Source organism: Pseudomonas sp. GW821-FHT09E12 (assembly GCF_059416085.1).
This window is the reverse complement of the sequence record NZ_JBWKOM010000006.1, coordinates 16,666-38,616: the sequence shown is the minus strand read 5'-3', so window position 1 is coordinate 38,616 and position 21,951 is coordinate 16,666. Positions and strand designations below refer to the sequence as shown.

22 protein-coding genes are annotated in these 21,951 nt (G+C 61.5%); 4 read left to right on the top strand and 18 right to left on the bottom strand.

Annotated features, from left to right (window positions below; all coding sequences use genetic code 11):
- Positions 1–144: 144 nt before the first annotated feature.
- Both AC07PQ_RS18425 and AC07PQ_RS18420 read right to left on the bottom strand, forming a co-directional pair.
- Positions 145–693 carry a hypothetical protein gene (locus tag AC07PQ_RS18425; protein ID WP_007929559.1) on the bottom strand — a complete coding sequence of 183 codons (549 nt, stop codon included), beginning with the start codon at positions 691–693 and terminating at the stop codon, positions 145–147.
- 144 nt (positions 694–837) lie between these two features.
- Positions 838–1,605 carry a sulfite exporter TauE/SafE family protein gene (locus tag AC07PQ_RS18420; protein WP_007929557.1) on the bottom strand — a complete coding sequence of 256 codons (768 nt, stop codon included), beginning with the start codon at positions 1,603–1,605 and terminating at the stop codon, positions 838–840.
- Between the two features lie 102 nt (positions 1,606–1,707).
- Between AC07PQ_RS18420 and AC07PQ_RS18415 the strand changes: the two genes are divergently transcribed.
- The 4 genes from AC07PQ_RS18415 (at position 1,708) to leuA (ending at position 6,924) form a co-directional block, all read left to right on the top strand.
- Positions 1,708–2,610 carry a LysR family transcriptional regulator gene (locus tag AC07PQ_RS18415; protein WP_493186157.1) on the top strand — a complete coding sequence of 301 codons (903 nt, stop codon included), beginning with the start codon at positions 1,708–1,710 and terminating at the stop codon, positions 2,608–2,610.
- A gap of 93 nt (positions 2,611–2,703) precedes the next feature.
- The gene (gene xseA / locus AC07PQ_RS18410) at positions 2,704–4,083 is read left to right on the top strand and encodes an exodeoxyribonuclease VII large subunit (RefSeq protein WP_087090058.1); all 1,380 of its coding nucleotides are present in this window, start codon (positions 2,704–2,706) and stop codon (positions 4,081–4,083) included.
- A gap of 3 nt (positions 4,084–4,086) precedes the next feature.
- Positions 4,087–4,908 (top strand): peptidoglycan DD-metalloendopeptidase family protein, encoded by an 822-nt coding sequence (locus AC07PQ_RS18405; protein ID WP_493186158.1) that lies wholly within the window; start codon positions 4,087–4,089, stop codon positions 4,906–4,908.
- Between the two features lie 336 nt (positions 4,909–5,244).
- Positions 5,245–6,924 carry a 2-isopropylmalate synthase gene (gene leuA / locus AC07PQ_RS18400; RefSeq protein ID WP_007929549.1) on the top strand — a complete coding sequence of 560 codons (1,680 nt, stop codon included), beginning with the start codon at positions 5,245–5,247 and terminating at the stop codon, positions 6,922–6,924.
- 69 nt (positions 6,925–6,993) lie between these two features.
- On the opposite strand, the gene AC07PQ_RS18395 is transcribed toward leuA, so the two are convergent.
- The 16 genes from AC07PQ_RS18395 to hscB all read right to left on the bottom strand — a co-directional run bounded on the left by AC07PQ_RS18395 (position 6,994) and on the right by hscB (position 21,948).
- Positions 6,994–7,407 carry a hypothetical protein gene (locus AC07PQ_RS18395; RefSeq protein ID WP_087090054.1) on the bottom strand — a complete coding sequence of 138 codons (414 nt, stop codon included), beginning with the start codon at positions 7,405–7,407 and terminating at the stop codon, positions 6,994–6,996.
- Between the two features lie 54 nt (positions 7,408–7,461).
- Positions 7,462–8,259 carry an amidohydrolase gene (locus tag AC07PQ_RS18390; protein ID WP_007929544.1) on the bottom strand — a complete coding sequence of 266 codons (798 nt, stop codon included), beginning with the start codon at positions 8,257–8,259 and terminating at the stop codon, positions 7,462–7,464.
- Entirely contained in the window at positions 8,247–9,395 is a 1,149-nt protein-coding gene (locus AC07PQ_RS18385; protein WP_493186159.1) for a pyridoxal phosphate-dependent aminotransferase, read from the bottom strand. The genes AC07PQ_RS18390 and AC07PQ_RS18385 overlap by 13 nt, the downstream gene beginning before the upstream one ends.
- 191 nt (positions 9,396–9,586) lie before the next feature.
- Complete coding sequence (gene der, locus AC07PQ_RS18380) at positions 9,587–11,059, bottom strand: ribosome biogenesis GTPase Der (protein ID WP_007929542.1); 1,473 nt, start codon at positions 11,057–11,059, stop codon at positions 9,587–9,589.
- Between the two features lie 139 nt (positions 11,060–11,198).
- Positions 11,199–12,350: an outer membrane protein assembly factor BamB gene (gene bamB / locus AC07PQ_RS18375; RefSeq protein ID WP_493186160.1), complete on the bottom strand. Its 1,152-nt coding sequence runs from the start codon at positions 12,348–12,350 to the stop codon at positions 11,199–11,201.
- Positions 12,343–12,984, bottom strand: a complete 642-nt coding sequence (locus AC07PQ_RS18370) for a tetratricopeptide repeat protein (RefSeq protein WP_007929540.1) — start codon at positions 12,982–12,984, stop codon at positions 12,343–12,345. Before AC07PQ_RS18370 ends, bamB begins: the two co-directional genes overlap by 8 nt.
- A gap of 40 nt (positions 12,985–13,024) precedes the next feature.
- Complete coding sequence (hisS, locus tag AC07PQ_RS18365) at positions 13,025–14,314, bottom strand: histidine--tRNA ligase (RefSeq protein ID WP_493186161.1); 1,290 nt, start codon at positions 14,312–14,314, stop codon at positions 13,025–13,027.
- 22 nt (positions 14,315–14,336) lie between these two features.
- On the bottom strand, positions 14,337–15,446 hold the full coding sequence (ispG, locus tag AC07PQ_RS18360) for a flavodoxin-dependent (E)-4-hydroxy-3-methylbut-2-enyl-diphosphate synthase (protein WP_007929536.1): 1,110 nt from the start codon (positions 15,444–15,446) through the stop codon (positions 14,337–14,339).
- 3 nt (positions 15,447–15,449) lie between these two features.
- A complete protein-coding gene (locus AC07PQ_RS18355) occupies positions 15,450–16,484 on the bottom strand; it encodes a RodZ domain-containing protein (RefSeq protein ID WP_493186162.1) in 1,035 nt (344 codons plus the stop codon).
- Entirely contained in the window at positions 16,484–17,242 is a 759-nt protein-coding gene (pilW, locus tag AC07PQ_RS18350) for a type IV pilus biogenesis/stability protein PilW (protein WP_007929533.1), read from the bottom strand. The genes AC07PQ_RS18355 and pilW overlap by 1 nt, the downstream gene beginning before the upstream one ends.
- A 12-nt stretch (positions 17,243–17,254) precedes the next feature.
- Positions 17,255–18,403 carry a dual-specificity RNA methyltransferase RlmN gene (rlmN, locus tag AC07PQ_RS18345; protein ID WP_007929531.1) on the bottom strand — a complete coding sequence of 383 codons (1,149 nt, stop codon included), beginning with the start codon at positions 18,401–18,403 and terminating at the stop codon, positions 17,255–17,257.
- A gap of 29 nt (positions 18,404–18,432) precedes the next feature.
- Complete coding sequence (gene ndk, locus AC07PQ_RS18340) at positions 18,433–18,858, bottom strand: nucleoside-diphosphate kinase (RefSeq protein ID WP_007929529.1); 426 nt, start codon at positions 18,856–18,858, stop codon at positions 18,433–18,435.
- A gap of 94 nt (positions 18,859–18,952) precedes the next feature.
- The gene (gene iscX / locus AC07PQ_RS18335; protein ID WP_007929528.1) at positions 18,953–19,153 is read right to left on the bottom strand and encodes a Fe-S cluster assembly protein IscX; all 201 of its coding nucleotides are present in this window, start codon (positions 19,151–19,153) and stop codon (positions 18,953–18,955) included.
- Between the two features lie 14 nt (positions 19,154–19,167).
- Positions 19,168–19,509 carry an ISC system 2Fe-2S type ferredoxin gene (gene fdx, locus AC07PQ_RS18330; protein WP_007929527.1) on the bottom strand — a complete coding sequence of 114 codons (342 nt, stop codon included), beginning with the start codon at positions 19,507–19,509 and terminating at the stop codon, positions 19,168–19,170.
- 3 nt (positions 19,510–19,512) lie between these two features.
- Positions 19,513–21,375, bottom strand: coding sequence for a Fe-S protein assembly chaperone HscA (gene hscA, locus AC07PQ_RS18325; RefSeq protein WP_124309461.1), 1,863 nt, complete (start codon positions 21,373–21,375; stop codon positions 19,513–19,515).
- Between the two features lie 51 nt (positions 21,376–21,426).
- Positions 21,427–21,948 (bottom strand): co-chaperone HscB, encoded by a 522-nt coding sequence (gene hscB / locus AC07PQ_RS18320; RefSeq protein WP_007929525.1) that lies wholly within the window; start codon positions 21,946–21,948, stop codon positions 21,427–21,429.
- Positions 21,949–21,951 lie beyond the last annotated feature (3 nt).

Genomic DNA, 21,951 nt, shown 5'->3' with positions numbered 1-21,951 from the left:
CTACCCGGGCTCAATGTAAAAGTCTGTCTATTATCAACGGGGTGATGGATGGGGAATTTGCCAGAACACAGCATCTGTTTCGCGAGCAGACATGGCACCTGCCGATGATGAATTCACCACCCGGAACCGGCTGCCGAAATCGCCTTACAACTCCACCTTCACCCAGCTCACCGGCTGATCCAGCCATTCGGCGAACTCGTCGAGAAAACTCTGCTTGAACCCGGCTTCGGCCCAGTTGTTGAAGATGAAACCGAGGTTGGAAAACCCGCACTCCTGCAAGAACAGAAAACCGTTGATGTCATCTTCATGCCCGCACTCGGGGCAGGTGAAGTTATCGGTGCGCCCGGGCATCCAGTCCTCCAGGCTCTCGAACAGCGCCTCCCCCACTTCCTGGCGGCATTCGGCGCAACCCGCTTCCTCGAGAAACCCCTTGGCCGGGGTATAGATGCAGCGCTTGGTAATGATTTCCAGGCCGTTGACCGGTTCACCGAAGGGCAAGGCCTCCGGGTGCAGCACCACATCCCGCGCGCCTGGGGCGATCGCATGCGCCATGCGATTGCCGGTACGGCCACAGGTGCTCAAGGCTTCCTCGACGATGTTCTTGCGCACCAACCAACGCACGATCGCCCGGGCGCGGGGTTCGTGAACCGGCATGGTGGAGATTTTCGGGACGATGATGCTTTGCGAGTTCATGGATGGGGCCTGAAGCGTCTGAAGGGAAGTCTGCGTCGCCTGCTCGAACAGTACCGCCAGCAAACCGACACCTACCAATAAGTGTAGAAGTCAGCGTGCCTGGCAAATCCGAGGGCCCGCAGCTTAATCCCTGAACCCCACAGGTCAAGTGCTCAGGTAACGACCGATCAGGGCCATGCCGCTGGCCAGCACCAGCCAGGTCACCAGCCGGACGAACGCCTCGCGGGACAATCTCATGGTCAGCCGCCGGCCAATCCACAGGCCCAGGGCCATGGCCGGCAACAAGCACAGCGCCAGCACCAATAAAGGCAGTTGCGCATAAACGCCGGCAATGGCGAACAGGCTCAGGCGCACCACCGTGCTGCAACTGATCAATGCACTCTGGGTGGCCCGCGCCGCATCCTTGGGCAGGCGGCTGTTCAGATAGATCGCATATAAAAAGCCGCCGCTGCCGAACAACGCGCCGAACGTTCCACCCACGGTCCCCATGGGAATCGCCCAGCCCGCCGCCAGCGCCTTGGGCCTTGCCTTGACCCAAAGGCTGTACGCGGCATAAGCGCTGATAAACAGCCCCATCAACAGCAGCAACACATCGGACTTGAGGTTGAGCAGGAAGATCACCCCCAGGGTGCAGCCCAGCGCCATGCACGGCAGCAGGCGCAGCAGCTCGGAGCGATCGACATCCCGCCGCGACGGCAGAAGATTGCCGAAGGCCGCGACAAAATCCAGCAGCACCAGCAGTGGGACTATCTTCGACAGCGGCATGAACAGGATCAGCACCGGCCCCGCCACCAGCGCCGTGCCGAACCCGGCGATGCCAAACACGATATAGGCCAGGGCGATCCCCAGACCGATCGCCAACCAGCCACTCGTCCCCCACGACCACTGCCCCAACAACTCGACCATGCTCATCGATTCGCCTTCCTTCTTTAATCAAGGAATGACTTTAGCCAGCCACAAGCCTTGCGACTAATATCATCAAAGCCATCCACCCATCTCAAAAAGGCATGACGCGTGATTTCAACCCGCCAACTGCGCTACTTCGTGGAAATCGCCAACAGCGGCAGTTTCAGCGCCGCCGCCGAACGCCTGTTCATTGCCCAGTCCGCCCTCAGCCGGCAGATCAGGGAACTGGAAACCCACCTCAAGACCCCGCTGTTCGAGCGCACCGCGCGCCTGCCCAGGCTGACGGCGGCGGGCGAGGCGTTCTACCCGCGCGCCCGCAGCCTGCTCGATGAGCTGAACAAGGCCAGCGAACTGGCGACCCAGGTCGGCCATGGGCAACTGGGAACATTGCGCCTGAGCCACTCCAGCACCGTGTCCATGAGCGGCCGCCTGCTGCGGGCCATCAGCGGTTACCTGGAGCAGTGCCCGGGGGCCTCGATGGACATCGCCACCCTGTCTTCCGAAGCGCAGTTGGAAGAAGTCGCCGAAGGCCGGCTGGATATCGGCCTGCTGCGACTGCCGGTACTGCGCCAGCGCGAGGGCGTGCGGATCACGCCACTGTTCAGCGAACGCCTGCTGCTGGCCGTGCCGCCGGGCCACCCTCTGGCAGCAGATCCTCCCAAGCAGGGCGTGGATCTGGCGCAACTGCGCGACGAAGCCTTTATCTCCATTCCCCATCCGCAGCGTGGCGGCCTGAGTTACCTGTCGGCCGAGCTGTGCATGCGCCAGGGCTTTTTCCCCAAGGCGGCACGGGTACTGTCGCGCAAGACCACGCAGCTGCAACTGATCCAGGCTGGATTCGGCATCGCCCTGCTGCCCGAGTCGATGCGTGACATCGCGCCCGCCAGCCTGCACTTCCTGCCCTTGGCGGACCCGGCCTGCCAGAGCACGGTCGCCCTCGCCTGTCGGCAAGATCCGACACCCTTGGTCAAGCAGTTCATCGAACACTTCCACAACGCTCTCACGCCTTAACCGCCAAAGGCGTATTCGAGGCCGGCAAAGGCATCGTCTCCTTTTGTTTCGATCCATGGAGATTGTTTGCCGAATGCCTTTAAACTGCGCCCCATGATTAAAGATCCCTTTGCAAGACTCGGCCTGGACCGCGAAGTCCTGACCGTCAGCCAGCTCAACGGCCGTGCGCGGGTGTTGCTGGAAGACGTGTTCAGCAACATCTGGGTCGAAGGCGAAATTTCCAACCTCGCCCGCCCGGCGTCCGGCCATGTGTATTTCACCCTCAAGGACAGCGGTGCCCAGGTGCGCTGCGCGCTGTTTCGGCAAAATGCCGCGCGGGTGCGTCAGGCGCTGAAGGACGGCCTGGCGGTCAAGGTGCGCGGCAAGGTCTCGCTGTTCGAAGGCCGCGGCGACTACCAGCTGATCCTCGATACGGTCGAACCGGCCGGCGACGGCGCCCTGCGCCTGGCCTTCGATGCGCTGAAAGAAAAGCTCAGCGCCGAAGGCCTGTTCAGCAGCGAACGCAAAGTGCCGCTGCCCGCCCATCCGCAGCGCATCGGCATTATCAGTTCGCCGACCGGCGCGGTGATTCGCGACATCATCAGCGTGTTCCGGCGCCGAGCGCCACAGGTGGCCCTGACCCTGATCCCTACCGCCGTACAAGGCCGCGAGGCGACCGCGCAGATCGTCCGCGCCCTGAAAATGGCCGATGCCCGGGGCTTCGACGCGCTGATCCTGGCCCGTGGCGGCGGCTCCCTGGAAGACCTCTGGTGCTTCAACGAAGAAGCCGTGGCCCGGGCGGTGGATGCCTGTGTCACGCCGATCGTCAGCGCCGTGGGTCATGAAACCGACGTATCGATCAGCGACTTCGTCGCCGACGTGCGCGCACCAACGCCCTCGGCGGCCGCCGAACTGCTCGCGCCGGACTCCAGCGACCTGCAACACCGCGTCGAAAGCCTGCATCGACGCCTGGTGATGCGCATGCGCGACCGGTTGCTGCGTGATCGCCTGCGCCTGGAAGGCATGGCCCGGCGCCTGCGTCACCCAGGTGAGCGCCTGCGCCAGCAAGCGCAGCGCCTGGACGACCTGGACATGCGTATGCGCCGGGCGTTCGAGCGCAGCCTCAATACCCGCCGCGAGCGCCTGATTCGCCTGGAAACCCGGCTCGCCGGCCAACACCCCGGGCGTCAACTGGCGCTGCTGCGGCAACGCCTCGACAGCCTGGCCGAACGCCTGCCACGGGCCATGCGCGAAGGTCTGAAATCCCGTCGCCTGCAACTGCAAAGCCAGATGCAGACCCTGCATGTGGTCAGCCCGCTGGCCACCCTGGGCCGTGGCTACAGCATCCTGCTGGACGAACGCGGCCAGGCCATTCGCAGCGCCGCACAGACCCAGCCGGGCCAGCGCCTCAAAGCCCGGCTTGGCGAAGGCGAACTGCAGGTCCGGGTCGAGGATAATCACCTGACGCCTGTCACCCTTTCTTTACTGGATTGATCCATGCCGCGTTTTCTTAGCTCCTTGTTGTTGCTGTGCCTGACCTTCAACGCCTACGCCGATAGCTACATCACGCGCCTGCTGAACAAACCGGTGCCCGGCGGCGTGGCGGTGATCGACCTGGGCAGCGCCGCCCAGGCGCCCAAGGCCAGCTACCAGGGAAAACCGCTGCTGGTAGTCAAGGAACAGAACAACTGGCTGGCGATTGTCGGCATCCCCCTGACCGTCAAACCCGGTACCCAGCAGATCAGTGCTGGCGGTCGCAGCCTGAACTTCAGTGTGGGCAGCAAGAAATACCCGGAACAGCACATCACGCTGAAGAACAAACGCCAGGTCAACCCCGATCCGGCCGACCTCAAGCGCATCGACGTCGAGTTGGCCGAACAGGTCCGCGCTTACCGCAGTTTCAGCCCCAACACCCCGAGCAACCTGCTGCTGGACAAGCCGGTGAGCGGCCCGCTGTCGAGCAAGTTCGGCGTCCGCCGCTTCTTCAACGGTGAGGAGCGCAATCCACACGCCGGGCTGGACTTCGCGGTACCTGCGGGGACTCCGATCAAGACGCCGGCGGCCGGCAAGGTGATCCTGATCGGCAATTACTTTTTCAACGGCAATACCGTATTCGTCGACCACGGCCAGGGCTTTATCAGCATGTTCTGCCATATGTCGAAGATCGACGTGAAGGTCGGCCAGCAACTGGCCCGCGGCGGGGTGGTCGGGAAAGTCGGCTCCACCGGGCGCGCCACCGGGCCGCACATGCACTGGAACGTCAGCCTGAACGACGCCCGGGTCGATCCGGCGATCTTTATCGGGGCCTTCCAGCCCTGAGCCGTGGCTCCCGCAGGGATTGCGCAGGTTCAAAACTCTGCGCAATAAGATCGAGCCAGCCTTAAGCTCGACAGAATAAAATCTCGCGAAAAACCATTTTTAAGAGATTTATCTCAATTTTTTTCGACTGCTTGCCATCTTTCACCCCAGTGGTTAGGGTTGAAGGCATGAAAACCTCTCACACCCTCATTCAGCGCCGTCAACACCGAAGCCTCTGCCTCGTCAGCGCACGACTGCCAGGTTGAGTCGCGGTACCTCGTCCCCTGCTTCAAACAACACACCCATTGATTCACCGGCAGGCCGCCTCTTCTCGGCCCGGACAATAAGGATTTCCCCATGAGCATGCTCAAAGACCCTTCCTCGAAGTACCGCGCGTTCCCGACCATCAACTTGCCGGACCGCACCTGGCCGTCGAAGACCATCACCCGCGCGCCGATCTGGTGCAGCTCCGACCTGCGTGATGGCAACCAGTCGTTGATCGAGCCAATGGATGCGGTGAAGAAGCTGCGCTTCTGGAAAACCCTGGTCGCCGTCGGCGTGAAAGAAATCGAGGCCTCCTTCCCGGCCGCGTCGCAGACCGACTTCGACTTCGTGCGTACCCTGATCGAAGGCGGCCACATCCCGGACGACACCACCATCCAGGTACTGACCCAGGCCCGTGAAGACCTGATCGCCCGGACCTTCGAATCGTTGCGCGGGGCGAAGAAAGCCATCGTCCACCTGTACAACGCCACCAGCCCGTCGTTCCGCCGCATTGTCTTCAACCAGGACAAGGAAGGCGTGAAAGAGATCGCGGTGAACGCCGCCAAGCTGTTCGTCAAATATGCCGCCCAGCAGCCGGAAACCCAATGGCAGTTCGAATACTCGCCAGAGACCTTCAGCGCCACTGAGCTGGAGTTCGCCAAGGAAGTCTGCGACGCAGTGATCGAGGTCTGGAACCCGACGCCAGCCAACAAGGTGATCCTCAACCTGCCGGCCACCGTCGAAGTCGCCACGCCGAACATCTATGCCGACCAGATCGAATGGTTCGGTCGCCACATCAACCGTCGTGACAGCGTGATCATCAGCCTGCACACCCACAACGACCGTGGTACCGGCGTAGCCGCCACCGAGCTGGGCCTGATGGCCGGCGCCGACCGCGTCGAAGGCTGCCTGTTCGGCAACGGCGAACGCACCGGCAACGTCGACCTGGTCACCGTAGCCCTGAACCTCTACACCCAGGGCATCGATCCGGAACTGGATTTCTCCGATATCGACGGCGTGCGCAAAGTGGTCGAAGAATGCAACCAGATCCCGGTTCACCCGCGTCATCCGTATGTCGGCGACCTGGTTCACACCGCCTTCTCCGGCTCGCACCAGGACGCTATCCGCAAGGGCTTCGCCCAGCAGAAATCCGATGCGCTGTGGGAAGTGCCGTACTTGCCGATCGACCCGGCCGACATCGGTCGCAGCTACGAGGCGGTGATTCGCGTCAACAGCCAGTCGGGCAAAGGCGGTATCGCCTACCTGCTGGAACAGGAATACGGCATCAGCTTGCCACGCCGCATGCAGATCGAGTTCAGCCAGGTGGTACAGCGTGAAACCGATCGCCTGGGTCTGGAGATGACCGCCCAGCAGATCCACGCGCTGCTCCACAGCGAATACTTGCAGGCCAACACCCCGTACGCGCTGGTCAGCCATCGCCTGCAGGAAGAAAACGGCCACAGCGCCGTGGAAGTGGAAGTGTCCGGCAAGGGCCAGGGCGAGACCAATCTGCACTGGCGCGGCAAGGGCAATGGCGCCCTGGAAGCCCTGGTGGCCGGCTTGCCGGTTCCGGTGGAAATCATGGACTACAACGAGCATGCCATCGGCGCGGGCACCAACGCCAAGGCTGCCGCCTATATCGAACTGCGCGTGAACGGCGAACGCGCGGTGCACGGTGTGGGTATCGATGAAAACATCACCACCGCCAGCTTCAAGGCCCTGTTCAGCGCGCTGAACCGCTCCCTGAGCCAGCTGGACGCCAAAGCCGCCTGACGGTTTTACGGCGACAAAAAAGCCCCGGATGATCCGGGGCTTTTTTTGGCTGTGTATTTATTGCCCCGCTCAGGCGGTGGTATTGATCCGCGCCGTCAGCGCCTGGAGCAAGGCCGCCTGCAACACTTGCAGATTGTTGGCGGTGATCGCGATCTGCGCCTGCACCTCCAGGGCCTGTTGCGCCTTCTGCTCCTCGCTCGCCTGGCCCTTCTGCACCCCGGACAATTGCGACTGCTGCTCGGACAGGGTCTTTTCCGTCTGGTCGATCTGCTTCTGCAACTGCGCGACGATATCAGCGGTGGATGAGCTGAAGTCGGCCTTGGCACCGTACTCCTGCATGTCGACACTCACCGAGTCGCTGTCATCGACAGCGCCCTTGTCCTGCACCTCGAGCGGGCTGGCCTGCTGCTCGGCGATGTTAAGCTTTTGCGGCGCGGCCCCCAGCGGGAATGGATTGATGCTCGCGGCACCGATAGTGGTCATGACAAATCTCCCTGAAAATCCTCTTACCCCTTAACGGCCCACCCCGACAGATCTTTAAGCCTGGGTGAACTCGAAGGTATCCGCATCGAGGTAGGCTGGAAAGCGCGCGCGATAGGCCGCCAGATCCGCGGCATTCAGGCAGACCTGGAATACTCCGTCGGCCTCACCGGCGCTGAGCAGGGTCTCGCCCTGGAAATCCAGCACCTGGCTATCCCCGGTGTAGGCAAACCCCTTGCCGTCGGTGCCGACCCGATTGACCGCCGCCACATAACACAGGTTTTCGATGGCCCTGGCCGGCAACAAACGGTTCCAGTGCTGACGCCGCGCCCCCGGCCAGTTGGCCGTGTACAGCAGCAAGTCGGTATCCCGGGCATCGCGGCTCCACACCGGAAAGCGCAGGTCGTAGCAGATCAGCGGCCTGACCCGCCAACCCTTGAGTTCGAATTGCACCTGACGCTCGCCTGGCGTGTAGTGATCGTGCTCGCCCGCCATGCGGAACAGATGGCGTTTATCGTAATGCCAGACCTCACCGTCAGGGCGAGCCCACAGCAGGCGGTTGCGGTGGCTGCCGTCGGCGGCCTGGATAATCACGCTGCCAGTGATGACCGCATCGAGCCTGGCGGCCTGGCTGCGCAGCCACTTGCTGGTCGGACCGTTTTCCGCCTCGGCGAGGGCTTCGGACTCCATGGAAAATCCGGTGGTGAACATTTCCGGCAAGATAATCAGATCAGCGCCCCGGGCCTGTTCGAGCAACAGCTCGAAGTGCTCGAGATTGGCCTGGCGGTCGTGCCAGACCAGAGAGGTCTGGATCAGCGCCACATTCAGATTGGGCAAAGCACTCAGATCACGCATAGCTTCTCCGCTGCCTGACGCAGCGTCTCCTCACGTTTGGCAAAGCATAGCCTTACCAGACGCTGTCCTTGTGGTGGCTCGCGGTAGAACACCGACACCGGAATGGTCGCGACACCGTGCTCGCGGGTCATCCAGATCGCCATCTCGACGTCATTCAGGTCCGGGCGGATCTGCGAGTAGTCCACCAGTTGGAAGTAAGTACCGGCCACCCGGGTAAAGCTGAATCGCGAAGGTGCCAGCAGGTCGCAGAACAGGTCGCGCTTGGCCTGATAGAAACCGGGTAGCTCTTCGACATGTTCCGGGTGTTCGGCCATGTAGTCCGCCAGAGCGTACTGCAAAGGGGTCACGCCGCAGAAGCTGACATATTGATGCACCTTGCGCAGCTCCGCGCTCAGGGCCGGCGGAGCGACCACGTAGCCGGTTTTCCAACCGGTCACGTGATAGGTCTTGCCAAAGGAACTGACCACAAATGCCCGTTGGTACAGCTCCTCATGGGCCAGCACGCTGACGTGGGGGATGCCGTCGAATACCAGATGCTCGTACACCTCGTCGCTGACCAGGTAGATATCCCGATCGCGAATCAGCGCCGCCAACTGGTCCAGTTCGGCACGGCTGATCAGCGCACCGCTGGGGTTGTGCGGGGCATTGAGAATGATCATCCGCGTACGCGGGCTAAGGGCTTCGCCAAGCTTCTGCCAGTCGATGGCGAAATCGTTCAGGCCAAGCTGTACATGCACGCTGCGGCCGCCGGCCAGCTCCACCGAAGGCTCATAGCTGTCGTAGCAAGGATCGAAGACGATCACTTCATCACCGGGCTGGATCACTGCCTGGATGGCGCAGAAGATCGCCTGGGTGGCGCCCGGAGTGATGGTTACCTCGGTATCGGCATTCACCTGCACGCCATAACTACGGGCGATCTTGGCCGCCACTTGCTGGCGCAAGGCCGGCAGGCCGGTCATCGGTGCGTATTGGTTGTGGCCGCTGGCGATATGCCGGGCGACGGCATCGCGCAGGGCCTGCGGGCCATCGAAATCGGGAAAACCCTGGGACAGGTTCAGCGCGCCGGTTTCCACGGCGAGCTGCGACATTTGCGTGAAGATGGTGGTGCCGACATTCGGCAGCTTACTGGTGATCATGGGTGATTCCCTGCTGAACACCCGGCTCTACGGCGGCTCGGGGAGGTCCCGAGAATAGCCCAAACCACAGGCATGAAAAAGGGCGCCAAAGGCGCCCTTTTTCCAAGGCAAATCCTGCAGGAGCCGGCTTGCCGGCGAAGCATTGAAGCGGGTCCGGGGCTTCGCCGGCAAGCCGGCTCCTACCAGGTGACTCAGCGCTTGTCTTTGCGCTTCTTCTCGGCCTTTTTGTGGTGTGTCATCAAACGACGCTTCTTGTTGACCTGACGGTCGGTGAGCGTGTTCTTGTTGCCTTCGTACGGGTTTTCGCCGCCCTTGAATTCGATGCGGATCGGCGTACCGACCAGCTTCAGAACACGCCGGTAGGTGTTTTCCAGGTAGCGCACATAGGACTTCGGCACCTTCTCCACCTGATTACCGTGGATCACGATCAGCGGCGGGTTGGCGCCACCCAGGTGGGCATAACGCAGCTTGATGCGACGGTTGTTGACCATCGGTGGCGCGTGCTCGCTCACGGCGTCTTCGAGGATCTGCGTCAGGCGGCTGGTCGGCCAGCGGGTTACCGCGGACTTGAAGGAGTTCTGCACCGACTGGTAGAGGTTGCCCACGCCAGTGCCGTGCAACGCCGAAATGAAGTGGATGTCGGCGAAGTCGACGAAGAACAGCCGGCGCTCCAGCTCGGTCTTCACATAGTCACGCTCGCGCGGGTCCATGCCATCCCATTTGTTCAGGGCGATGACCAGGGCCCGGCCTGCTTCCAGGGCAAAGCCCAGCAGGTTCAGGTCGTGGTCCACCACGCCTTCGCGGGCGTCCATGACGAAGATCACCACGTTGGCATCCTTGATCGCCTGCAGGGTCTTGACCACCGAGAATTTTTCAACTTCCTCGTGGATCTTGCCGCGCTTGCGCACACCGGCGGTGTCGATCAGCGTGTACTTCTCTTCGTTACGCTCGAAGGGAATGTAGATACTGTCCCGGGTGGTGCCCGGCTGGTCGTAGACGATGACCCGGTCTTCGCCGAGCATGCGGTTGACCAGGGTGGACTTGCCCACGTTCGGCCGACCAATGATGGCGATCTTGATCCCGTCTTTTTCGCTCGGGCCCGGAATGCGCTTGGCTTCCTCGCCTTCGGCTACGACTTCTTCCTCCCCCTCTTCCGGCTCGTCTGCGTCGTCTTTCGGGAACTCGCGCAGGGCGATTTCCAGCATCTGCGTGATACCACGACCGTGAGCACCGGCGATCGGGATCGCGTCGCCCATGCCCAGTGGGGCGAACTCGGCACGCGCCATGTCAGGGTCGATATTGTCGACCTTGTTGGCGATCACGTAAGAGGTCTTGTTACGTTTGCGCAGGTGCTCGCCGATCATCTGGTCGGCCGCGGTGAAACCGGCCTTGGCATCTACCAGGAACAGGACGACATCGGCTTCTTCGATGGCCAGCAGCGACTGCTCGGCCATCTTTTCGTCCATGCCATGCTCGTCACCGGAGATACCGCCGGTGTCGATCAGAATGTAGGTACGCCCTTGCCACTTGGCCTCACCGTATTGGCGATCACGGGTCAGACCGGACAGGTCGCCGACAATGGCGTCGCGAGTCCGAGTCAGGCGGTTGAACAAGGTGGACTTGCCGACGTTCGGTCGGCCCACCAGGGCGATTACGGGAACCATGCGGCTCTCCACTGCGTTAATTCAGAAAATACAAAAGCCGCTGCGAGGCAGCGGCTGGTGCTCGGGGCAGCACGTGACGTGCTGCGAACCTTGCCGGGGCAAGGCCGCTTGGGGATCAACCCCAAGCATAGTCAAACCATTACTTGATGGTCAGGGCTTCCAGTTTGCCGCTGTTGCCATACACATAAATCATGTTGCCCACTACCAGCGGACGCGCACGCAGACCATCGCTGTCGATACGCTCACGGCCAACGAAGCGACCGTCAACCTGGCTCAGCAGGTGCAGGTAACCTTCCAGGTCACCGAGCGCCACATAGCTGGAGAAGACTTCCGGGGCCGACAGTTGACGGCGGGCCAGCGAGTCGTTGCTCCACAGCGCAGTGGTGGAACGCTCGTCGATGCTTTCGACGGTGCCAGAGGACAGGCTCACATAGACGCTGCCGAAACCTTGAGCGACACCCGCATAGCTGGAAGCATCGCGCTGCCAGAGCGGACGACCGCTTTCCAGGTCCAGCGCCGCTACGCGACCCTGGTAGCTGGCGACATACAGGGTGCCGCCGGACAACAGCAGGCCACCGTCGATGTCGACCACGCGATCCAGCTCGGAACGACCTTGCGGAATAGCCACGCGCTGTTCCCACACCGGCACGCCGTTGCGGATATCCAGGGCCACCACTTTACCGGTCGACAGACCGGCGACCGCCAGGCGGTTGGTGGTGATTGGCGCACTGGTGCCACGCAGGGTCAGTACCGCCGGGGTGCTGTCGTAAACCCACATCTGGTTGCCGGTGGCGGCATCGAGGCCAATCACACGGTCATCCTGGGTCTGGACCACCACCACATCGCCATTGGTGGACGGCGGAGCCAGTACTTCACTGGTCACCCGCGCGCGCCACTTCTCTTCGCCGCTCGAAGCGTCCAGAGCGACCACTTCGCCCTTGAGGGTACCGATCATGACCAGGCCGTAACCCACGCCAACGGCACCGGACACAGGCAACTCCAGGTCCTGTTTCCATTTGACGTCGCCGTTCATGCGATCCAGTGCCTCTACCACGCCAGTGACGTCGGCGGCGTAGATGGTGCTGCCGTCGATCGCCGGAACCAGCATGTTGTAGGTTTCGCCCTGGCCGTCACCGACCGAACGGCTCCACTGTTTCTGCAGGACCACTTCTTCTTTGAAGTCGACCAGTTCGGCAGGTGGCAATTCTTTCTTGCTGTTGCTGCTGCAACCCGCGGCCAGAACGGCCAGAGCCAGCAATGCTGCATGTTTCCAACGGATCACGTCACGCATCCCCTTTGGCCAGGTCGTCCAGCTTGATTTGTAGGCCACCGACCGCCGCTTCATCGGACAGCGCGGCCTTGGCTTTTTCATACGCAGCATGGGCTTCGTCGGTACGGCCCAATTGGACCAGCAGGTCGCCCTTGAGCTCTTCGCGAGTGGCCAGGAATGCCTTGTCGGCATCGCCTTCGAGCAGCTTCAGCGCTTCGTCAGCCTTGTTCTGCGCGGCCAGGACCTGGGCCAGGCGCTGACGGGCGATTTCGCCCAGCGTCGGGTTGGCCGGCTTGTCGGCGATGGCTTTGAGTTCGGTCGCTGCGTCGTCCAGCTTGCCGGTGTCGACCGCCACCTTGGCGACGAACAGGCTGCCGTATTGCGCGTAGGCAGTACCGCCGAACTCACTGTTGAGCTTGCCGGCCAGGTCTGCAACACGGGCTGCATCCGGCTTGCCGTCAGGCGTCAGCGTGGTCTCCAGCAATTGCTGATAGAGCATCGAGGCGCCTTGCGATTGATTGTTCTGATACTTGTGCCAGGCCTGCCAGCCGAACACGATGACCAGCGCCAACAGGCCGCCGGTGACCAGAGGCTTGCCGTTGCGCTGCCACCAGTCCTTCAAATCCGCCAGCTGTTCATCTTCGGTACTCGACACCCCAATACTCCTTATTCGCTAAATCGGCTGTTTGACAGCTTCAACCCTGCACGACGCAGGTGGCCAGGTGTGCAGCGAGCGCATCCCAGGCAATGCTTTGTTGTTCGCCCTGGCCACGCAGGGGTTTGAAACCTACCACTTGCTGGGCCAGTTCGTCGTCACCGAGGATCAATGCGTACAACGCACCGCTCTTGTCGGCCTTCTTGAACTGGCTTTTGAAGCTGCCGGCACCGGCGTTGATCTGCAGGCGCAGGTTGGGCAACTGGTCACGAACCCGTTCACTCAACGCCAGAGCAGCCAGTTCGGCGGCTTCCCCGAAGGCGCAGAGGTAAACGTCGACCTGGCGCGAGATCTCTTCCGGGATCTGCTCCAGAGTTTCCAGCAGCAGTACCAGACGCTCGATACCCATGGCGAAACCGACACCCGGGGTAGGCTTGCCGCCCATCTGCTCGACCAGGCCGTCGTAGCGGCCGCCGGCACAGACGGTACCCTGGGCACCGAGCTTGTCGGTGACCCATTCGAAAACGGTCTTGCTGTAGTAATCCAGCCCGCGCACCAGCTTCGGGTTGATCACATAAGGGATACCGGCGGCATCCAGACGGGCCTTGAGCCCCTCGAAGTGCACGCGGGACTCTTCGTCCAGGTAGTCGGCCAGCTTCGGCGCGTCCACCAGTACGGCTTGAGTGTCCGGGTTCTTGGTGTCGAGCACGCGCAGCGGGTTGGTTTTCAGGCGGCGCTGGCTGTCTTCGTCGAGCTTGTTCATGCGTGCCGAGAGGAACGTCACCAGCGCATCGCGATAACGCGCACGGGCTTCGGCGGTTCCCAGGCTGTTCAGCTCGAGCTTGACCGCGTCACGGATACCCAGTTCGCCCCACAGGCGCCAGGTCAGCACGATCAGTTCGGCGTCGATGTCCGGACCGTCGAGGTTGAAGACTTCGCAACCGATCTGGTGGAACTGGCGATAACGGCCTTTCTGCGGACGCTCATGACGGAACATCGGGCCGATGTACCAGAGTTTCTGCACCTGGCCACCGCCAGTGATGCCATGCTCGAGCACAGCGCGCACGCACGCCGCGGTGCCTTCCGGACGCAGGGTCAGGGAGTCGCCGTTACGGTCGTCGAAGGTGTACATCTCTTTTTCGACGATGTCGGTCACTTCACCGATGGAGCGCTTGAACAGCTCGGTGAACTCGACGATCGGCATACGGATCTGCTTGTAACCGTAGTTATCCAGCAACCGCGCAACGGTGCCCTCGAAATAGCGCCACAGGGGCGTCTGCTCGGGCAGGATGTCGTTCATGCCACGAATGGCTTGCAGAGACTTGCTCACAAAAAATCCTTAATTCGTTCGATTAGCCGCGCGCGATCAGCGCTGCGTCGGCTTCGACCTTTTCGGCCGCTTTCTCGCGGATCAGCTTTTCCAGTTGATCCACAAGATTGTCATTCGTCAGTTTCTGCGACGGCTTGCCGTCGATGTAAATCAGGTTCGGCGTCCCGCCGGTCAGGCCGATATGCGCCTCTTTGGCTTCGCCCGGACCGTTGACCACACAACCGATGACCGCCACGTCAAGCGGTACCAGCAGATCCTCGAGACGCCCTTCCAGTTCGTTCATGGTCTTGACCACATCGAAATTCTGCCGCGAGCAGCTAGGGCAGGCGATGAAGTTGATGCCACGGGAACGCAGATGCAGGGACTTGAGAATGTCGTAGCCGACTTTCACTTCTTCGACCGGGTCGGCCGCCAACGAGATGCGAATAGTATCGCCAATCCCTTCGGCCAGCAGCATACCGAGGCCCACGGCGGATTTCACCGTGCCTGAACGCAAACCGCCGGCTTCGGTGATACCCAGGTGCAGCGGCTGGATAATTTCCTTGGCCAACAGGCGATAGGCTTCGACGGCCATGAACACGTCGGAAGCTTTCACACTGACCTTGAAATCCTTGAAGTTCAGGCGCTCAAGGTGCTCGACGTGGCGCAGGGCAGACTCCACCAGCGCCGCCGGGGTCGGCTCGCCATATTTCTTCTGCAGGTCCTTTTCCAGGGAACCGGCGTTGACGCCGATACGGATCGGGATCCCGCGATCACGGGCCGCATCCACCACCGCACGCACGCGGTCTTCACGACCGATGTTGCCGGGGTTGATCCGCAAGCAATCGACGCCCAGTTCGGCCACGCGCAAGGCGATCTTGTAGTCGAAGTGGATGTCGGCAACCAGCGGCACCTTGACCTGCTGCTTGATACGGCCGAAAGCTTCGGCCGCGTCCATATCCGGTACGGAAACCCGCACGATATCGACACCGGCGGCTTCCAGACGGTTGATCTGGGCCACAGTGGCCGCCACATCGTTGGTGTCGCTGTTGGTCATGCTCTGCACGGCAATGGGGGCATCGCCACCCACGGGTACCGAGCCGACCCAGATCTTGCGGGACTCGCGACGTTTGATTGGAGATTCGCCGTGCATGACTTATTGACCTAACTTCAGGCGAGCAGTCTCGCCACTGGTGAACGGAGCCACATCGACCGCTTGTCCGTTGTAGCTGACCTGCGCACCACGGGCATAACCCAGGCGCACGGCAAATGGCGGCTTGCCGGAAACATCGGCGGTCTCGCCCTTGCGCTTCAGGCCACTCAACAACACTTTACCGCTGCCGTCGGTGATCTGGGTCCAGCAATCGGCTGTGAACTGGATCTGTACCTGACCCGCGCCGGCTACAGGCGCGGCGGCGGGCGCAGTTGGAACTGCCGGGGCAGCCGGAATAGTCGCTGCTGCGACCACGGGCGCTACAGGGGCAGGCGCGGCCGAAGCGCTCGGCGCTGGTGCCGCCGGTGCCACGACCACTGGAGCAGGAGCAACCGGGACCGCAGGTGCGGCAGCCGGAGCACTTGGCGCAGGAGCCGCGGCATCCGCAGCGGTCTGGCCTGGAGCCGGGGTTTCAGGCAGGGCCAGGGCGGTTTCGCCCTCGGTCTGGCCTTCCACGACCGCCTGGTCTTCCGGCTCGTCGATCGGATGAATCTGCGTGGTGCCGTCGGCCCCTTCGACTTCGACGTGTTCCTGATTGAGGCCAACCAGCTCCTTGGTGCGCACGGACGTTTGATCCTGCCACCAGATAAAGCCACCACCGATCACCGCGATCAGCAGCAACAGGCTGACGATGCGCAAAATGGTGTGGGAAACCCGTACTGGCTCTTCGATACGGCCGAGGCTGTGCACATTGCTGCCCTGGGAATCGGTGCCCGTGTATTGGTCGAAGGCCTGGACCAGAACGGCCTGGTCCATCCCCAGCAACTTGGCATAGGCACGGATATAACCGCGGGCGAAGGTATGCCCCGGCAGTTTGTCGAAAGCGCCGGCTTCCAGGTTGCTCAACGAGCTTGCGGTCAGATTGAGCTTGAGGGCCACTTCAGCCAGCGACCAACCATTGCTTTCGCGGGCCTGACGCAGGGTCTCACCGGGGTTGACGCGAGTCGCTGCTAGAACTTCGGGATGCGCCGCTTTCATCATTGCTCCGACAGGTATTGCTGATATTCCGGCGTACCGGGATAGAGTCGTTTTAATTGCAGGCCGTAACTGGCGGCCTTGTCGCGATCTTCAAACACCGTTGCCAGCCGAACGCCGAGCAATAGACTACGTGCATTTTGCTCGCTCAGCAGGCTAAAACGATCGTAATAGTCGCGTGCGGGCACATAATGCCTGTCTTCGAAGGACAACTCAGCCATTTCCAGCAATGCGCGAGGCTGCTGGCGGTTCAGGCGCAGGGCTTTTTCCAGCTGTTGCCGGGCCAGGTCACGCTCACCCAGCATCGCGGCGGTCATGCCAAGGTTCTCGAACACTCGGGATCGCTCGGGGTACAGGGTATCAGCAGCCGCCTGTTCAAAGCGCTGATAAGCATCTTTGTAACGTTTTTCTTCAAAGAGAAAGCTGCCGTAGTTGTTCAGGATACGGGCATCGGAGGGACGCGCAGCCAGGGCCTTGCGGTAATGCTGGTCAGCCAGCTCGGGTTCCATTTCGGCCTGGAACACCAAGGCCAGAGCGGCATTGGCGTCAGCATCGGACTCGTCCAGCTCCAGGGCCTTTTTCAGCGGCACTTTCGCCCGTTCGGTCATGCCTTGTTGCAGATACCCCAGGCCCAGCTGAACATAGGCCTCACGCGCCTCGTCCCGCCCCTTGCTTGTCTTCATCGGGTTGAAATCCCCCGAAAGAACACAGCCAGCCGACAGGCTGACAAAAAGCAGAAGCAGCGCGACGCGCAAGGTCATGGAGATCCTCTCTCAGGTACGATTCGCAGCGCTTTGCGGCATATCGGCGTCGGCGCTCAACTCGCGCACGGCGATATAACGTTCGCTACGACGGGTGCGATCCAGCACCTGCCCGACCAGTTGTCCACAGGCCGCATCGATGTCTTCGCCGCGCGTGGTGCGCACGGTGACGTTGAAGCCTGCGTGATGCAGTTGATCCTGGAACCGGCGAATGGCGTTGTTGCTCGGCCGCTCGTAACCGGAGTGCGGGAACGGGTTGAACGGGATCAGGTTGATCTTGCAAGGAATGTCCTTGAGCAACGCGATCATCTCGACAGCGTGTTCAACCTTATCATTGACGTCCTTGAGCAGCGTGTACTCAATCGTCAGCACACGTTTCTCGCCCAGCGACGACATGTAGCGCTGGCAGGACTCGAGCAGCATCTTCAGCGGGTACTTCTTGTTGATCGGTACCAGCTGGTTGCGCAGCGCATCGTTCGGTGCGTGCAGGGACAACGCCAGGGAGACATCGATGTGCTTGGCCAGCTCATCGATCATCGGTACCACGCCGGAGGTCGACAGGGTCACGCGGCGCTTGGAAATGCCGTAGCCCAGGTCGTCCATCATCAGGTGCATGGCCGAGATGACGTTGTCGAAGTTCAGCAGCGGCTCACCCATGCCCATCATCACCACGTTGGTGATGGCACGGTCGACGGTCGCCGGGACGCTGCCAAAGGATTTGTTGGCAATCCACACCTGGCCGATGACTTCGGCGGCGGTGAGGTTGCTATTGAAGCCTTGCTTGCCGGTGGAGCAGAAACTGCAGTCCAGGGCACAGCCTGCCTGGGACGAAACGCACAAGGTGCCGCGTTTGCCCTGGGGAATGTAAACGGTCTCGACGCAGCTGCCGGACGCCACGCGCACCACCCACTTGCGGGTGCCATCGCTGGAGATGTCCTCGCTGACCACTTCCGGACCACGAATTTCGGCAACGGCCTTGAGCTTTTCGCGCAAGGCCTTGCCGACGTTCGTCATGGCGTCGAAATCATCGACGCCAAAGTGGTGAATCCATTTCATTACCTGACCGGCACGGAAACGCTTCTCCCCGATTGAGTCGAAGAATTTTTCCATTTCCGGTTGAGTCAGACCCAACAGGTTAGTTTTGCCAGTCGATGTAGTCATGGTTTCACCTTCACTCACGGGCCTTTGGCTTAGCGAGTGGTCACTTCGGTGGAAGCGAAGAAGTAAGCGATTTCGCGTGCAGCAGCGGCTTCGGAGTCCGAACCGTGAACGGCGTTGGCGTCGATGGATTCAGCGAAGTCAGCGCGGATGGTGCCGGCAGCAGCTTCTTTAGGGTTGGTAGCGCCCATCAGCTCACGGTTCAGAGCGATAGCGTTTTCGCCTTCCAGAACCTGAACGACAACCGGACCGGAAGTCATGAAAGCAACCAGCTCGCCGAAGAAGCCACGAGCGCTGTGCTCAGCGTAGAAGCCTTCAGCTTCGGCTTTCGACAGTTGCTTCATTTTCGAAGCTACAACGCGCAGGCCAGCTTTTTCGAAACGGGTAACGATCTCGCCGATGACGTTTTTTGCAACAGCGTCAGGCTTGATGATGGAGAAAGTACGTTGAACAGCCATGGTGTAACTCCAGAAACGGTGATTAAAGCGAAAAATTAAACCCGCGAATTATACGCGGGTTTATAGGGATTGCCTAACTGCGTACGGGACAGACTCAGTCTGCTTCTTCGATCCAGGCGGCCTGAATGGCTTCAAGAACCTTCTCGCCACCGCGAGCCGGATCGTCGCTGAATTCCGGCAGCGCCAGAACCCATTGGTGCAGATCGACAAAGTTTACGTACCGCGGATCCACATCCGGCTTGGATTCAGCCAGCTGGATCGCGATTTCCAGCACATCAACCCATTTCAGACTCATGATGATTCCTTGAATCAGTGCGGCGCTTCGGCTGCATGGTTGAGCGAGTATTTCGGAATTTCGACGGTCAGGTCTTCCTCGCCGACGATCGCCTGGCAGGATAGACGCGATTGCGCCTCCAGGCCCCAGGCTTTGTCCAGCAAGTCTTCTTCCAGCTCGTCGGCTTCGTTCAGCGAGTCGAAGCCCTCGCGAATGATGCAATGGCAGGTGGTGCAGGCGCAGACGCCGCCGCAGGCGCTCTCGATCTCGATGTGGTTGTCATGCGCCACTTCGAGAATCGAGGTACCCGGGGCAGCCTCTACAACCAGGCCATCCGGGCAAAACACGGCGTGTGGCAGAAAAATGATCTGCGGCATCAGTTATTCCTCGATTTCATTCAGATTGCGCCCCGCCAGAGCGGCTTTCACCGTCGAGTCCAGGCGGCGGGCAGCAAAAGCATCGGTCACTTGCGACAGACGCTTGGTCTGCTGCTCGATGGCGTAACCATCGGTGCCACGCATCAATTCACTCAATTCCTGCATTTGCAGCTCGATGACCATGCGCTCTTCGGCATCCAGCAGACGCTCGCCGTCCGCCTCCAGAGCGCCCTGCACCGCCTCGATCAGGCGCTGGGCATCGACCTGCTGCTCACGCAGCACGCGGGCGACCTTGTCGTCGCTGGCGTACTGGAAGGAATCCTTGAGCATCCTGGCGATTTCGCCATCGGTCAGACCGTAGGAGGGCTTGACCTGAATGCTGGCTTCGACGCCCGAGCCCAGCTCGCGAGCGGACACGCTCAGCAGACCGTCGGCATCGACCTGGAAGGTCACGCGGATCTTCGCTGCCCCGGCGACCATGGCCGGAATGCCACGCAGTTCGAAACGCGCCAGGGAACGGCAGTCGCTGATCAGCTCGCGCTCGCCCTGCAGCACATGAATCATCATGGCCGACTGGCCATCTTTGTAAGTGGTAAAGTCCTGGGCCCGGGCAACGGGGATGGTGGTGTTGCGCGGAATCACCTTCTCCATCAACCCCCCCATGGTTTCCAGCCCCAGGGACAGCGGAATCACATCAAGCAGCAGCAGTTCGCCACCATCGCGCTTGTTACCGGCCAGGGTATCGGCCTGGATCGCGGCACCAATGGCCACCACCTGGTCCGGGTCGATCTCGGTCAGCGGCTGGCGACCGAACATTTCGGCGACCGCCTCGCGAACCCGTGGAACGCGGGTCGAACCACCGACCATGACCACTGCCTGGACATCTTCCAGCTCGACATTGGAATCACGCACGGCGCGACGGCAGGCCTTGAGGCTGCGCGCCACCATTGGTTCGATCAGGGCATCGAAGGCTTCGCGGGTCAGCGGTGCCGACCAGGCGCCATAGGTCACGTCGACCGACGGGGCATTGGTGAGCGCTTCCTTGGCGGCACAGGCGATTTGCAGCAGATTACGCTGCTTGCCCGGATCGAGATCGGCGGACAGGCCGGCATTCTCAATGATCCAGCCGGCGATCGCATGATCGAAATCGTCACCGCCCAGGGCGCTGTCGCCACCGGTGGCCAGCACCTCGAAGACACCGCCGGTCAGGCGCAGAATGGAAATATCGAAAGTCCCGCCACCCAAGTCATAAATGGCCACCACGCCTTCCGCGTGCTGATCCAGACCATAGGCCACGGCCGCCGCGGTCGGCTCGTTGAGCAGACGCAACACATTGAGACCGGCCAGCTTGGCCGCATCCTTGGTCGCTTGACGCTGCGCATCGTCGAAATAGGCCGGAACGGTAATCACCGCCCCCACCAGCTCACCGCCCAGGGTCGACTCGGCACGCTGGCGCAGGACCTTGAGGATGTCGGCGGAGACTTCCACCGGGCTTTTCGGGCCCTGGATGGTGTCGATGAACGGCATGTGCGACTCACCGTCGACGAAGCGGTACGGCAGTTGCTCGCCCAATTGCTTGACGTCGGACAGACCACGACCCATCAAGCGCTTGACCGACAACACAGTGTTCAGGGGATCGGCAGACGCCGCCAGCCTGGCGGACTCGCCCACCTCGACATGGTCGGCGTGATAGCGCACGGCAGACGGCAGGATGACCTGCCCGTTGGCGTCGGCCAGCGGCTCGGAAAGACCACTGCGCAAGGCAGCGACCAGCGAATTGGTAGTACCCAAGTCGATCCCCACAGCCAGGCGACGCTGGTGCGGTTGAGGACTTTGGCCGGGTTCAGCGATCTGCAGTAGGGCCATGTTTATCTGGACTTATCTGTATATCAGGCGTGCGACCGGAGCGGCACTGGGTTAATCGTCGAGGCGCTCTTCTAACTGGCGCACTTCGTAGGTGAGCTTGTCGAGGAACTGCATGCGCCGCATCAGGCGCTCGGCCTGTTCGCGTTGCGCAGCATCATCCCAACAGGCTGCGAAGCTTTCGTTCAATTCATCCTGGGCCACTTTCAGGCGGCGCTTGAAAGCTGCAATACCGGCCAGATCGGCCTCGTCCTGCAGATCCTCGAGCTCTTCGCGCCACTGCATCTGCTGCAGAAGGAACTCCGGATCGTGCACCGTGACCTCCAGCGGCAGCTCATGGCCGCCCATCGCGAGCAGGTATCGCGCGCGCTTGGGAGGACTCTTGAGAGTCTGGTAGGCCTCGTTGAGGCTGGCGGATTGTTCCAGCGCCAGCCGCTGCTCACGCTCGGAAGCGTCAGCGAAGCGGTCCGGATGAACGGCACGCGCCAACTCACGGTAGCGCGTGGCCAGCTGCTCGAGATCCAGGCGGAAGCTCGGTTGCAGCTCAAATAAAGCGAAATGACAAGGAGTACCCACGAG